Origin of the sequence: Burkholderia latens (genome assembly GCF_902499045.1) — a bacterium.
In the GTDB taxonomy this organism is placed as follows: domain Bacteria; phylum Pseudomonadota; class Gammaproteobacteria; order Burkholderiales; family Burkholderiaceae; genus Burkholderia; species Burkholderia latens.
On sequence record NZ_CABVPL010000038.1, the window covers coordinates 1 to 13,728 of the forward strand.

Here is a 13,728-nt window from a genome sequence, read left to right on the forward strand (position 1 = left end):
CGCCGCGCGCGATGCCGAGCGGCGTGCTCATCGCGACGCTCCCGGCGCGCGACGCAGGTGCACGCACGGGCGCGCATGGCCGCCGGCGGCCGCGGCACGGCGGCGGACGGGCGGTGGGTTGACCGAAGCGGGGCGAACGAACGGACGCGGCATGGCTGCTGGAAACATCGGAGCGGATCGTGGCCGGACGCGTCGGTCGGGCCGTCAAACATCATATGAATGGCGGCCGGGACGCATGTCCGGGCCGGCTGTCGTGCCCGCACATTTTAGGGCCGCGGCGTGGCGGTACGAGGCAGGCGCGGCCGGGTTTTGTAACCGAATGTATGGCGGCGCACTGACGCTTTCGCGGCGGCGATTCATTCCCATCCGAAGCGGCTCAAGCGTCTCGTGCGATCGGGGCTCGAAACCCGTTGCGGCGCAGGCCCTTCAGTCTGTAACCATTCGCGGTATACGCCCCCATACCCATCGTCTAGAATCCGCGTAACTTTTACAAGCGACCCCCAATCACGCAGGCGGGGACGCCGGCAGACGCCGAAGGGACGGAGATTCGCTCGCGCGCGCCGCAGGGGCCGGGCAGGCAAGACTGTTGCCCTTTTCCGCGCGCTTCCCGCTGCGCCGCGCCGCCTGCCCCAAGCATGATGAACGCACTGGAACAAGAGCTCGCCGCGCTGATCATCGGCGAACTGAATCTCGAAGACGTCCCGCTCGATACGGTGACGGCCGGCACTCCGCTGTATGGCGAGGGCTTCGGGCTCGACTCCATCGACATCCTCGAAATCGCGCTGCTGATCTCCAGGAAGTACGGCTTCGAGCTGCGCTCGGACAATCCGGACAACCAAAAGATCTTCGCGACGCTCGGCGCGCTTGCCGCATACGTCGCCGCGCATCGCACGAAGTGACGGCGCGGCGTGTACGCGCGGCGCGGCAGGCAACGGGTCGATGCGCGCGGCGGCAGTCAGGGACGGCACGCGGCCGCGCCGAGCGAGGTGAAATGCGATGAACGGAACCATTCGATGCGGGCGCTCGTAACCGGCGGCAGCGGCGCACTCGGGCAGGCGATCTGCGCGGCGCTCGTGCAGGCCGGCCACGAAGTGTGGGTGCACGCGAACCGGAATCTCGCGCACGCGCAAGCCGTCGCGCGGCGGATCGTCGACGCGGGCGGCAGCGCGCATCCGATCGCGTTCGACGTGACCGATGCCGACGCGACGCTCGCCGCGCTCGCGCCGCTGATGGACGGCGCGCCGGTGCAGATCCTCGTCAACAACGCGGGCATTCACGACGACGCGCCGATGGACGGCATGTCGCGCCGGCAGTGGCACAGCGTGATCGACGTGACGCTCGACGGCTTTTTCAACGTCACGCAGCCGCTGTTGCTGCCGATGATCCGCGCGCGCCGCGGCCGGATCGTCAACATCGCGTCGGTCGCCGGCGTGACCGGCAACCGCGGGCAGGTCAATTACGCGGCCGCGAAGGCGGGGCTCATCGGCGCGACCAAGTCGCTGTCGCTGGAGCTCGCGTCGCGCGGCATCACCGTGAACGCGGTCGCGCCGGGCATCATCGAATCGCCGATGGCCGAGCACGCGTTTCCGGCCGAACGGATCAAGCAGCTCGTGCCGGCGCAGCGCCCAGGCCGGCCCGATGAAGTCGCGGCGATGGTCGCGTATCTGGTATCCGATGCGGCCGCCTATGTGACGGGGCAAGTGCTGTCCGTCAACGGCGGGCTTGCATGACGACGATGCGTGCAGCGTCCGCGTGACGCGGCGCGACGTCGTGCAGCGCGGCGCGGTGCCGCGAGTCTGCGCAGCATAGTGAGGAAATCGAAGTGTCAGTGCATCCAGTCGACGCCGAACGGCGAGCGTGCGCCGTGTCGCCCGCGACGGCCGCGGTCGCGCGCGCCGCGTCGCACATGCGCATCGGGCGCGCGGCGGACGGCGGCAACCGTGCGCTGAGGCTCGTCCAGATCGATCATGCGCGGCTCGCCGCGCTGCTGCGCGACGCGCAACGACGCGGCGACGCATTCGACCAGCTGTTTCCCGGCGCGCTCGGCGCCGTGTGCATCGGTGCGGCCGGCGCGGATTCGGCGGCCGATGCGCTGGCGAACATGCTGATCGGCGCCGCGCCGCGCGTGCCGCTTGCGCCGGTGCAGATGGCGCTGATCGGTGCGGGCGGCCGCGCACGTGCGCGCGACGATCTGCTGGTCGAGATCGAAGCGAGCGCGGGCCATCCGCTGGAGCAGCTGTCGTGAAGCGCGCGGGCCTGGCGCTGCGCGAACCGCCGCCGCCTGCAGGCGGCGGCGCCGAAGCCTGTCGGCGCTCTCCCGCAGGTCATACACTTTTGTCAGGATCATCGTCTTCGCCATCGGCCGTTCCCATGTCCAAGCTGCACGCCTCGTCCACCCATCTCGTGCTGATCCCGAGCTACAACCCCGGCGCCAAGGTCGACACGACCGTGCGCAACGCCCGCGCGCAGTGGAATCCGGTGTGGGTCGTCGTCGACGGCAGCACCGACGGCAGCGCCGAGCGGCTGCTGGCGATGGCCGAACGCGATCCCGGCTTGCGTGTGATCGTGCTGCCGGAGAATCGCGGCAAGGGCGCCGCGGTGCTCGCCGGGCTCGACGCGGCGGCGGCCGCCGGCTTCACGCACGTGCTGACGATGGATTCCGACGGCCAGCATCCGGCCGGCCTGATTCCCGAATTCATGGCCGCGTCGCAGGCGATGCCGGACGCGATGGTGCTCGGCCTGCCGAAATTCGACGAAAGCGCGCCGCGGCTGCGCGTGCAGGGGCGGCGGCTGTCGAACGGCTGGGCCGACCTCGAGACGCTGTGGGCCGGGATCGGCGATTCGCTGTACGGCTTTCGCGTGTATCCGATCGCGCCGCTCGCGGCGATCATGCATCGGCAGCCGTGGATGCGCGGTTTCGACTTCGACCCGGAAGCGGCGGTCCGGCTCTGCTGGGCCGGCGTGCGGCCGATACGGATCGAGGCGCCGGTGCGCTACTTCCGCGCGCACGAGGGCGGCGTGTCGCATTTCCACTATGGCCGTGACAACGCGCTGCTCGTGTGGATGCACCTGCGGCTCTTCGCCGGTTTCGTCGTGCGGCTGCCGATGCTGGCCGCGCGGCGGCTCGCGCGCCGGTCGCGTTCGACGCTCAGCCGGTCGCCCGGCCACGGCGATTGATCACGGCTTCGTCAACAATGCTCGCAACAATTGCAACGTTCGTTGCGGCTCGGTCAGTAATCGACCTGTCATTCGATGTAAACATCTGGTAATTTTCTGCCGGATTATGCAAAATCGCCGCTCCCAAATACTAACTACCGAGGGATCCGGGATGCATATCAAGAAAGCGGCGGCAGCGTGTGGCATGGCGTTCCTGTTGAGCGCATGCGGCGGCGTGCAGAATCTCGACGCGAACAGCCTCACGTCGGCGGGGACCAATCTGTTCAAGGCGGCGACGCTGTCGGACAGCGACATCGCGGCACTGTCGAACGACTCGTGCAAGGCGAGCGACGCCGAATCGAAGATCGCCGCGCCGAACAGCGCGTATGCGAAGCGCCTGACGAAGGTGATGAAGGGCTTCGGCGACATGACGCTGAACGGCCAGAAGATCAACTACAAGGTCTACCTGACCAAGGACGTCAACGCGTGGGCGATGGGCAACGGCTGCGTGCGCGTGTACAGCGGCCTGATGGACATGATGAACGACGACGAACTGCGCGGCGTGATCGGCCATGAAATGGGCCACGTCGCACTCGGTCACTCGAAGAAGGCGATGCAGACCGCCTACGCGGTGAGCGCGGCGCGTACCGCCGCCGGCGCGGCTTCGCCGGGCGTCGCGGCGCTGACGAGCTCGCAGCTCGGCGACATCACCGAGAAGTTCATCAACGCGCAGTTCTCGCAGACGCAGGAAAGCGCGGCCGACGACTACTCGTTCGACCTGATGAAGCAGAAGAACATGAACCAGAAGGGCCTCGTCACCGCGTTCCAGAAGCTCGCGCAGCTCGACGGCGGCAAGAGCTCGATGATGAGCTCGCACCCGTCGTCGACGAGCCGTGCGCAGCACATCCAGGATCGCATCGCCAAGGGCAGCTGATCGCCGGGCGGGGCGCCGGGATGATCGGGTGCCCCGCGATGACGATGTCGAAGCGGAAACCCCCACGCTCTCGCGGGCGTGGGGGTTTCGTTCTTTCTGCGGCCGGAAGGGCAGCCGGAAAGGCGCCCGAACACGCGCTCGCACCGGCCGCTTACGGCACCATCCCCGGCAGCACGTATGCCTGCACCAGCGTGATCGAACCGACGATCACCGCGAACAGCAGGCTGTGGCGGACCGTGAAGCGGAACAGATCCGACTCCTTGCCGACGAGGCCCGTCGCCGCGCATGCGACCGCGATCGACTGCGGCGAGATCATCTTCGCGGTCACGCCGCCCGTCGTGTTCGCGGCAACTGCGAGCGTCTCCGGCACGCCGAGCTGGTGCGCGGTTGCCTGCTGCAGCGAGCAGAACAGCGCGTTCGACGACGTGTCGGAACCGGTCAGGAACACGCCGAGCCAGCCGAGGAACGGCGAGAAGAACGGGAACGCGGCGCCGGTCGCGGCGAGCATCAGCGCGAGCGTCGACGACATCCCCGAATAGTTGGCGACGAACGCGAATGCGAGCACGAGGCCGATCGACAGGATCGGGCGCGTGAGCTCCTTCAGTGTCTCGCCGAACGTGACGACCGCGTCGCGCGGCTTCATCCGCAGCAAGGCGATCGAGATCAGCGCGGTCACGAGGATCGCGCTGCCGACCGCCGACACGAGATCGAGCTTCAACACCGCGTCGAGCGCCTTCGGCGTCGCGGCGATCGGCGCGGTCTTCACGACCAGCTGATCGAGCCCGGCCACGTGGAACTTCAGCACGGTCGGCGCGAGCGCGCCGTGCGCGGCGAACAGCGCCTTGAACGGCGCGATGCTCCACACGGTGACGACGGCCGTCAGGATCAGGAACGGCGACCACGCGCGCACGGTTTGCGCGAGCGTGTACGGCGACGCCTGGCGGCTCGTGCCCGGCCCGTTGCCGCCCGCGCCGAACCCCGCGAGCGCCGCACCGCCGCCGGACACGACGATCCCGCCTGCCGTCTGCGTCGCGCTGCTCGGCTGCCAGACTTTCAGGAACGCGGCGAGCGCGACGAGGCTGACGAGCGACGACGTGATGTCCGGCAGCTCGGGCCCGATGTGGTTCGACGTGAAGTACTGCGTGATCGCGAAGCTGCCGCCGGCGACGAGCGCGGCCGGCCACGTCTGCCGCACGCCGCGCAGCCCGTCCATCATGAACACGAGCCAGAACGGCACCGCGAGCGACAGCAGCGGCAGCTGGCGGCCGGCCATCGCGCCGATGTGGAACGCGTCGATGCCCGTCACCTGCCCGGCGACGATGATCGGAATGCCCATCGCGCCGAACGCGACCGGCGCGGTGTTTGCAATCAGACACAATCCCGCCGCATGCAGCGGCTTGAAGCCGAGGCCGACGAGCAGCGCGGCCGTGATCGCGACGGGCGCGCCGAAACCGGCCGCGCCTTCGAGGAACGCGCCGAACGAAAAGCCGATCAGCAGCATCTGCAGCCGCTGGTCGTCCGTGATCGACAGCACCGACGCGCGGATGACGTCGAATTGGCCGGTCTTCACGACGATCTTGTACAGGAACACCGCCGCGACGATGATCCACGCGATCGGCCACAGTCCGTACGCGAAGCCGAAGCCGGCCGCCGCGAGCGCGTGCGGCACGGGCATCCCGTACGCGACGATCGCGACGCCGAGCGCCAGCAGCAGCGTGATCGCGGCGGCGACGTGCCCCTTCATCCGCAATGCGGCGAGCGCGACGAAAAAGAAGATGATCGGAATCGCGGCGACGAACGCCGACAGCCCGAGGCTGCCGAGCGGCGTGTAGATCTGATGCCAAACCTGCATGGGTGTCTCCTCCATGGATTGCTATCGGTACGGGTCTGAAAAACGGATGGTCTATTCGGGCTGGCCGCGTGCGCGCAACAGGTCGGCGAGGCTGCGCGGCGCCGGTTCGAGCGGCGTGCGATGCCGGGTCCAGCCCATCTGTTTCGCTGGCGTGAGCGTGCGCAGCCGCGTCGCGGCCCAGCGGAACGCGCGATACGCGCGCGGATGCGCGAACGCGCCCGACCAGAAGCGCCACACGAGGTCTTCCGCAACGGTGTAGTTCGCGCCCTGGCCGCGCAGCGGATGCGCGACGGGTTCGTCGGGCGCGCGGTTCGCCTCGGTGCGCAGCCGCACGAGCAGTTGCGGAATCGGAATGCGGACCGGACATACGTCGCCGCATGCGCCGCACAGCGTCGACGCGGTCGGCAGATCGGCCGTCGCATCGAGCCCGAGCAGGTGCGGCGAGATGATCTTGCCGATCGGGCCGGGGTAGGTCGTTCCGTATGCGTGGCCGCCGATCCGCGTATAGACGGGGCAGTGGTTCATGCACGCGCCGCAGCGGATGCACTGCAGCGTCGCGCGCAGCTGTTCGTCCGCGTAAGCCTGCGTGCGGCCGTTGTCGAGCAGCACGAGATGCAGTTCGCGCGGGCCGTCGCGTTCGCCGTCGCGGCGCGGGCCCGAGATCAGGTTGAAGTAGGTCGTGATCGCCTGGCCGGTGGCCGAGCGCGTGAGCAGGCTCGACAGCGGCACGACGTGCTCGAGTTTGTCGACGACCTTCTCGATCCCCATGATCGCGACGTGCGTGTCGGGCACCGTCGTCGACAGCCGGCCGTTGCCCTCGTTCTCGACGAGCCACAGCGTGCCCGTGTCGGCCGCCGCGAAGTTCACGCCGGACAGGCCAATGTCCGCGTCCGCGAACGCGCGGCGCAGTGCGCGCCGGCCGGTCTGAATCAGCTCGTCGACGTCTTCCGTGTAGCGCGCGTTCTCGATGTGTTCCTCGAACAGCTCGGCGATGTCGCCGCGCGTCTTGTGGATCGCCGGCATCACGATGTGCGACGGCTTCTCGCCCGCGAGCTGCACGATGAACTCGCCCATGTCGGACTCGATGCAGTCGACGCCGTGCTCGGCGAGGTAATGATTCAGCTCGATTTCCTCGCTCGCCATCGACTTGCCCTTGATCACGCGGCGCGCCTTTTTCGCCTGCGCGATGCCGAGCACGATCGCGTTCGCGTCGGCGGCCGTCTCGGCCCAGTGCACGTGCACGCCGGCCGCGGTGAGCTTCGCCTCCAGCCGCTCGAGCAGCGCGGGCAGTTGCGCGAGCGCATGCTGTCGCACCGCTTCGCCGAGATCGCGCAGCTGCTGCAGCTCGATGTCGTCGGGGAACTGGGTCGCGCGCTTGTGTTGCAGGAAGTCCATCGCGCCGCGGAAGCTGCGGCGCAGCGCGGGATCGTCGAGCGCCGCGCGCGCGCGGGCCTTGAAGTCGCCGGGGGCGACGAATCGCAGTGGTTGGTCGCTCATCGCGGCAGATCCTGGCAAGCGGTTGCGGCCGGGGCGTCGGTTTCGTCGCTTTCGTCGGTATTGCCGGCCGATCCGCCGGCCGATTCGGTGACGATCACGACCCACAGATGGCGCGGGCCGTGCGCGCCGTAAGCCAGCGTCTGCTGGATATCGGACGTCTTCGACGGACCCGACACCAGCACGACGTTGGTCGGCATGCCGGCGTGCCAGCGCTCCGCCTGCATGGCCGCGTGCAGGTCCGCATGCAGCGTGCTCGCATGCACGAGTGCGACGTGTAGCGGGGGCACCAGCGACACCGTGCGCGGCGTGCCCGCATCGGGCGCGAGCACGACGGTGCCGGTCGCCGCGATGCCCGAGCGTGCGACGGTGAAGCCCGCGTCGATCGTGTCGAACAGTTCGCTTTTCCATGCGTCGATCGGGCGGTCGAACGGCACCGGCGCGACGGCATCGGGCAGCGCCCGCGCGAGCGCCGCGGACTCGGCGCGGGCCGGGTCGAGCAGCAGGCGGCGCACGCCGGCGTCCGCCAGACGCGCGGCAAGCTGCGCGGGCCATGCGTCGGCGCTCGCGCACCACACGTCGGCATGCGACGCGGCGAGCGCGGCCTGCATCGCCTGCGCGAGCGCATGACGGGCGGGGACGACCGGCGCGCGCCGCGCCGCGTAGTGCATGCCGATGCGTGCATCGAGCGCACGCGCGGCGTTCGTCGCGACGCCCGGTGCGGCGGCGCGCAGCCGCGCGAGGATCGCGTCGCGGGCGCTCATTGCGAGTCTCCGCGCAGCGAGCCGGCACCGGCCGTGCGGCGCCACAGGAAGCTCGCGAGATGCTCGACGGGCAGCGCCGTGCCGGCCTTGGCCGCCGCGTGGCCGATGTTCAGCAGGCAACCGCAGTCGGCCGACACGAGCCGGTCGCAGCCGGTCGCGCAGGCGGACGCGACCTTGTCGCGCACCATCGCGCCGGAGATGTCGGGATGTTTCAGCGAGAACGTGCCGCCGAAGCCGCAGCATTCGGATTCGCGTTCGTGCTCGATGCGCGTGACACCCGGCAGCGCGTCGACGAGCGCGACGCCGTGCACGCGCGTGCCCATCTCGCGGCGCGCCGCGCACGACGTGTGCAGGACCACGCGCTCGTCGGGCCCGGGGTTCGCGGCGGCGCGGTCGAGCCGCATGTCGAGCACGTTGACGAGGAATTCGGCGAGCTCGTACGTGCGCTCCGCGATCGCGCGGGCTTTCGGGCCGTGCACCGGATCGTCCGCGAACAGCGCCGGCCAATGGTGCCGGATCATGCCCGCGCACGAGCCCGACGGCACGATCACCGGCCACGCGCCGGCGAACAGGTCGAGCTGCGCGGCCGCGACGCGACGCGCTTCGTCGGGATTGCCGCTGCTGTACGCCGGCTGCCCGCAGCAACTCTGGCCGCGCGGATAGTGGACGGTCAGCCCTTCGCGTTCGAGCAGGCGCACCGCGTCGAGCCCGGCTTCGGGGACGAACAGGTCGACCAGGCAGGTCGCGAACAGATACACGTGCGCGGGGGCGGCGGGGTAGTGCCTTTCGTTCATGTCTCGCTCCAGATGCGCCGCCCGGCATGAAGGCGGGACGACGATTTCGCTGCATAATTCCCGCGACGGCGCCGCAGCTCAAATTGGTTGGGCCAATCGGCGCGGACAGCATTCGGATGGAGACACGACGATGGCGGCGATGGCGGCACGGGGCCGGACGGAAGTGGTGATGCGCAAGATCGAGACGGCGCTGCTCGACGGCACGTGGCCGGCCGGCGCGCGGCTGCCGGCCGAGCGCGTGCTCGCGCAGCAGTACGGCGTCGCGCGCAACACGGTGCGCGAGGCGACGCAGCGCCTCGTCGCGCGCGGGCTGCTGCAGAGCCGGCGCGGCGCGGGCGTGTACGCGACGGACCAGTTGCGCGCGGGCATCGCGTCGCCGTGGGGGCAGCTGGTCGCCGACCACCCGGCGCTGCGCGACGACATCCTCGAATTCCGCCGCGTGCTCGAAGGCGCGACCGCATATTTCGCCGCGCTGCGCGCCGATGCGAACGACCGGCGCCGGATCCGCGCGCTGCTGCGCGAGCTCGAAACCGCGCACGCGAACGACGATGCGGCCGTCGAGGCGTCGACCGACGCGAAGCTGCACGAAGCGATCGCGCGCGCGTCGCACAACACGATGTTCCTGCATCTGCATACGAGCGTGATCGGGATGCTGCGCGAGCACATTTCGATCAACGTCGCGGGGATGACGACGTGCGACGAGCAGGCGTCCGAGCTGCTGTTGCAGCAGCACCGCGTGGTCTGCGACGCGATCTGCGCGCACCGGCCTGAGGAGGCGCGCACCGCGATGCAGACCCATATCGACTACGTGCGCAGCCATTTCGAGCGAAGCGGTCAGCTATCGTGAAATTGGTCGGACCACGATTGCCGCTGGCCCGCGCGGCAGCCGGGCGCGCATCACGCGCCGGCGTGCGCGGCGCCCGCTGGCGCGGCGCGGCGGCGCCTGTGCGAGCCGAGCGATTGACCGGTTCGTCGGGCGGCCACTAGAATCGGCCGGAACTGCCCGTCAGCCGCGCGCCGCGGCGCTTACGTGCCCATTGATCCGATTGTCGAGGAAGCCTCCGTGCTCACGTCTTTGATCCGGCGCGCACCGGCCGCGCTGTCGTGGCGCGCCGTGTGCCGCCCGGCCCGCGCACTCGTCGTGTGCGCGTTGCTGCCGCTCGTCGCCTGCGCGACGCACCCGCCCGCCACGTCGCTCGATCGTCCCGTGTCCCACGCGCTGTCGGCCGATACCGCGACGCCGCTGCGCGACGCGCTGGCCGCGCAGGAGGCCGCGCATCCGGGGCAGTCCGGATTCCGGCTGCTGGCCGACGGCGCGACCGCGTTGCAGATGCGCATCGCGCTCGCGCGTGCGGCGACGAAGACGCTCGACATGCAGTACTACATCGCGACCGAGGATACGACGGGCAAGCTGCTGCTCGCCGCGGCGCTGTACGCGGCCGATCGCGGCGTGCGCGTGCGAATGCTGGTCGACGACCTGAACTTCGACGACATCGACCGCGTGATGGCCGCGCTGAATACGCATCAGAACATCGAGATCCGCGTGTTCAATCCGTTCGGCGCGTCGCAGCGCGGGATGGTCGAGCGCACGGCCAACTTCTTCACGCGGATCGACAGCTTCACGCGCCGGATGCACAACAAGGCGATGATCGCCGACAACCAGCTCGCGATCGTCGGCGGCCGCAACCTCGGCGACGAATACTTCAGCGCGAGCCCGACGCTGCAGTTCCGCGATCTCGACGTGCTCTCGGCCGGGCCCGTGACGCACGACATCTCGAAGAGCTTCGACGACTACTGGGCGAGCGCGAGCAGCTACCCGCTGCGCGTGCTCAATCATCAGAAGTTCGATCCGAAGGATCTCGACGCGATGCGCGACGAGCTGCGCGAGCACTGGCGCAAGAACGCCGATCCGTACAACGCGAAGCCGCTGAACGCGACGCCGCTTGCGCGGCAGATTGCGCGCGACGAGCTCGAACTCGTGTGGGCGCCGGCCGAATTCAAGGTCGATACGCCGGACAAGATCGCGCGGCCGACGGGCACGTACGTGAGCCCGCCGATGCAGCGGCTGGCCGATCTGACGCGCGGCGCGCGCAAGGAATTCCTCGCGTTTTCGCCGTATTTCGTGCCGCACGACGCCGGCGTGAAGATCCTCGGCGACACGGCCGCGCGCGGCGTGCGCGTCGCGATCGTCACGAATTCGCTCGCCGCGACCGACGCGGTCGCGGTGCAGGCCGGCTATGCGCCGTACCGCATCCCGCTGCTGCAGCGCGGCATCGAGCTGTACGAATTCAAGTCGCAGCCGGACCAGCGGCCGGCACGCCTGTTCGGCTCGCGCTCGCGTGCGAGCCTGCATACGAAGGCGTACGTGATCGACCGGCAAATCCTCGTGATCGGCTCGCTGAACCTCGACCCGCGCTCCGCGCACCTGAACACCGAGCTCGCGCTCGTGATCCACAGCCCGGTGCTCGCGCAGCAGGCCGCGGCGATCTTCGCGCGCGTGACGCAGCCCGACGAAAGCTACCGCGTGACGCTCGCGAAGCAGACGGCCGGCAGCGCGCCGGCGCTCGAATGGACGGGTACCGACGGCGGTCAGACGACCACCTACCACGTCGATCCGCATGCGGGGCTGCTGCGCAACGTGATGACGGGCCTGTTCACGCTGCTGCCGGTCGACGACCAGCTGTAAGGGCGCGAACGGCTCCGGCAAAACCCGCGATACCGGTGCGCGGGCAAAGATGATATGGTTGCATGCGCAACGATATGCGTATCGTGACGGCACCGGCGGACGGCGCGCGCAATGCGGGTCGGAACCCTGCCGAACGCCGCGCCGAACGCGCGATGCAGGCCATGCGCGAGTCCGGCGCCAGCCGACGATGGACGCGGTGCGCCGCCGCTCATGCGGGCGCGCCCGCCCGCAACCGGAGTGCCCCATGCAACGTGTACCGAACCAGCCGTTTACGCGGCCCGCCCGTTTCTCCGAAGCCGAATGGCAGGCGCGCGTGCAGCTCGCGGCCGCGTACCGGATCTTCGACCATCTCGGCTGGACCGAGTTGATCTACAACCATATCTCGCTGCGCGTGCCGGGCGAGGACGGCCATTTCCTGATCAATCCGTTCGGGCTCCATTACCGCGAAGTCTGCGCATCGAACCTCGTGAAGATCGACATCGACGGCAACGTGATCGGCCATTCCGACTGGCCGATCAACCCGGCGGGCTTCACGTTCCACAGCGCGATCCACGCGGCGCTGCCGGACGCGCACTGCGTGATGCACGTGCACACGACGCCGACGATGGCCGTGTGCTGTTCGCGCGACGGGCTGTCGTTCTCGAACTTCTACTCGGCGCAACTGTACGGAAAGGTCGCGTATCACGACTTCGAGGGCATTACCGTGCATCTCGACGAAGGGCGGCGCATCGTCGCCAGCGCCGGCGGGCGGCCCGTGCTGCTGCTGCGCAACCACGGGCCGGTGACGATCGGCGCGACGCTCGCGCAGACGTTCTCGCTGATGTGGCTGCTCAATCGCGCGTGCGAGGTGCAGGTCGCAACGCATGCGATCGGCGACGCGTTGCCGATCGCGCCGTCGGTGCTCGACGGCTGCGTGCGCGATTCGCTGAATTTCGATCCGAAGCATGGCGCGGGGCAGGACGCGTTCGACGCGTTGCAGCGCATCGTCGATCGCATCGATCCCGGTTATCGCGCGTGACGCGCGACCGCCGCGCGCCGGCTAGAAGCGATAGCCGAGGCCGGCCTGGATCACGTCGGTGTCGCGGTCGTAGCGCGTGACCACGCGGTTCCACGTGATGCGGGTGAGCCAGCGATCGGAGAGCCGATAGCTGGCCGAGATCGACACGATGCCGGACAGGCGGCCGTCGCCGGGCCCGGGCTGCCCTTCGCGGTTGCGCTGGTCGACCGTGAGATACGCGCCCGCGCCGGCCGACAGCGTGACCTTGTCGTTCAGGAACGCGCGCGTGAGCCACAGCTCGGATGCGACGCCGTTGCGGCGGATTCCCTGTTTCGCGCCTTCGTACAGCCACGTCGCGGTCCAGTCGATCGAGCGCGTGAGGCCGCGCCGGTATTCGAGGCTGCCGCCGAGCGTCGACGGCGACGAGCGGCTGTTCAGGATCGTTTCGCCGAGCATCGCGGTCACTTCGTTGTTCGTGACCTTGCGCGTGCGCGGCAGCGCGGCATCGCGCGGGCCCGGCGTGTCGGGGGCGTCGAGCTGGTAGCCGACGCCGAACATCACCGACGTCGTGTCCGGCCCGCTGAACACGTGCGCGCGATTGAGCTGGAGCTGCGCAATCCAGCGATGCGACGTGTAATACGCGGCGCGCACGCTCATCAGCACGCCCCAGCCGTGCGCGTTCGAGTAGCCGCGGCCCTCGACGGCCGGTACGGTATCGAAGTAGCGATACGGGCCCACGCCGGCCGACAGCACGAAGCGGCGGTTCTCGAGCGGCACGCGGCCCCAGAACTGCACGGCCTGGCCGTCGCGGTGGTGATTCGGAATGTGGCCCTCGTTGTACCACGTGAAGCCGAGAGCGGTATGCGCGCTCAGACCTTCCTGATAGTCGAACGCCCACGCATACGTGCGGTTGCCGCCGCCCCACAGCGAGCCGGCCAACAGCGAGAACTCCTGCGCGTCGGCGGGGGCGCCGTAAAGCGCGGCAACGGAGCAGAGGCTCGCCAGCAGCGGGCGAACACGGACGGGGCGGAGTGGGGAGGGCATCGGGAGG

At 69.4% G+C, this 13,728-nt stretch carries 13 protein-coding genes; 8 read left to right on the forward strand and 5 right to left on the reverse strand.

Annotated features, from left to right (window positions below):
- Positions 1 to 638 precede the first annotated feature (638 nt).
- The 5 genes from BSE24067_RS22515 to loiP all read left to right on the forward strand — a co-directional run bounded on the left by BSE24067_RS22515 (position 639) and on the right by loiP (position 4,090).
- Positions 639 to 899: a phosphopantetheine-binding protein gene (locus BSE24067_RS22515; RefSeq protein WP_151068600.1), complete on the forward strand. Its 261-nt coding sequence runs from the start codon at positions 639 to 641 to the stop codon at positions 897 to 899.
- A 114-nt stretch (positions 900 to 1,013) separates the two neighbouring features.
- The gene (gene fabG / locus BSE24067_RS22520) at positions 1,014 to 1,730 is read left to right on the forward strand and encodes a 3-oxoacyl-ACP reductase FabG (protein ID WP_151068596.1); all 717 of its coding nucleotides are present in this window, start codon (positions 1,014 to 1,016) and stop codon (positions 1,728 to 1,730) included.
- A 92-nt stretch (positions 1,731 to 1,822) separates the two neighbouring features.
- Complete coding sequence (locus BSE24067_RS22525) at positions 1,823 to 2,245, forward strand: hypothetical protein (protein ID WP_244130534.1); 423 nt, start codon at positions 1,823 to 1,825, stop codon at positions 2,243 to 2,245.
- 125 nt (positions 2,246 to 2,370) lie between these two features.
- Positions 2,371 to 3,177 carry a glycosyltransferase family 2 protein gene (locus BSE24067_RS22530; RefSeq protein ID WP_151068597.1) on the forward strand — a complete coding sequence of 269 codons (807 nt, stop codon included), beginning with the start codon at positions 2,371 to 2,373 and terminating at the stop codon, positions 3,175 to 3,177.
- Positions 3,178 to 3,328: 151 nt separating this feature from the next.
- Entirely contained in the window at positions 3,329 to 4,090 is a 762-nt protein-coding gene (gene loiP, locus BSE24067_RS22535) for a metalloprotease LoiP (RefSeq protein ID WP_040141963.1), read from the forward strand.
- Between the two features lie 151 nt (positions 4,091 to 4,241).
- Here the strand turns inward: loiP and BSE24067_RS22540 are convergent, their stop codons facing one another.
- The 4 genes from BSE24067_RS22540 to BSE24067_RS22555 are packed head-to-tail and all read right to left on the reverse strand — an operon-like array spanning position 4,242 to position 8,994.
- A complete protein-coding gene (locus BSE24067_RS22540) occupies positions 4,242 to 5,942 on the reverse strand; it encodes a lactate permease LctP family transporter (RefSeq protein WP_151068598.1) in 1,701 nt (566 codons plus the stop codon).
- 51 nt (positions 5,943 to 5,993) lie between these two features.
- Positions 5,994 to 7,439 (reverse strand): LutB/LldF family L-lactate oxidation iron-sulfur protein, encoded by a 1,446-nt coding sequence (locus BSE24067_RS22545; protein ID WP_151068599.1) that lies wholly within the window; start codon positions 7,437 to 7,439, stop codon positions 5,994 to 5,996.
- Positions 7,436 to 8,200 (reverse strand): LutC/YkgG family protein, encoded by a 765-nt coding sequence (locus BSE24067_RS22550; protein ID WP_244130533.1) that lies wholly within the window; start codon positions 8,198 to 8,200, stop codon positions 7,436 to 7,438. Before BSE24067_RS22550 ends, BSE24067_RS22545 begins: the two co-directional genes overlap by 4 nt.
- Complete coding sequence (locus BSE24067_RS22555) at positions 8,197 to 8,994, reverse strand: (Fe-S)-binding protein (protein WP_151066869.1); 798 nt, start codon at positions 8,992 to 8,994, stop codon at positions 8,197 to 8,199. Before BSE24067_RS22555 ends, BSE24067_RS22550 begins: the two co-directional genes overlap by 4 nt.
- Before the next feature lie 130 nt (positions 8,995 to 9,124).
- On the opposite strand from BSE24067_RS22555, the gene BSE24067_RS22560 reads away from it, so the two are divergent.
- The 3 genes from BSE24067_RS22560 to BSE24067_RS22570 all read left to right on the forward strand — a co-directional run bounded on the left by BSE24067_RS22560 (position 9,125) and on the right by BSE24067_RS22570 (position 12,698).
- Positions 9,125 to 9,841, forward strand: coding sequence for a FadR/GntR family transcriptional regulator (locus BSE24067_RS22560; protein WP_151066867.1), 717 nt, complete (start codon positions 9,125 to 9,127; stop codon positions 9,839 to 9,841).
- A gap of 216 nt (positions 9,842 to 10,057) precedes the next feature.
- Entirely contained in the window at positions 10,058 to 11,680 is a 1,623-nt protein-coding gene (locus BSE24067_RS22565) for a phospholipase D family protein (protein WP_151066865.1), read from the forward strand.
- Between the two features lie 244 nt (positions 11,681 to 11,924).
- On the forward strand, positions 11,925 to 12,698 hold the full coding sequence (locus BSE24067_RS22570; protein WP_151066863.1) for a class II aldolase/adducin family protein: 774 nt from the start codon (positions 11,925 to 11,927) through the stop codon (positions 12,696 to 12,698).
- 21 nt (positions 12,699 to 12,719) lie between these two features.
- Here the strand turns inward: BSE24067_RS22570 and BSE24067_RS22575 are convergent, their stop codons facing one another.
- Positions 12,720 to 13,721, reverse strand: a complete 1,002-nt coding sequence (locus BSE24067_RS22575; protein ID WP_151066861.1) for a hypothetical protein — start codon at positions 13,719 to 13,721, stop codon at positions 12,720 to 12,722.
- Positions 13,722 to 13,728: the final 7 nt, after the last annotated feature.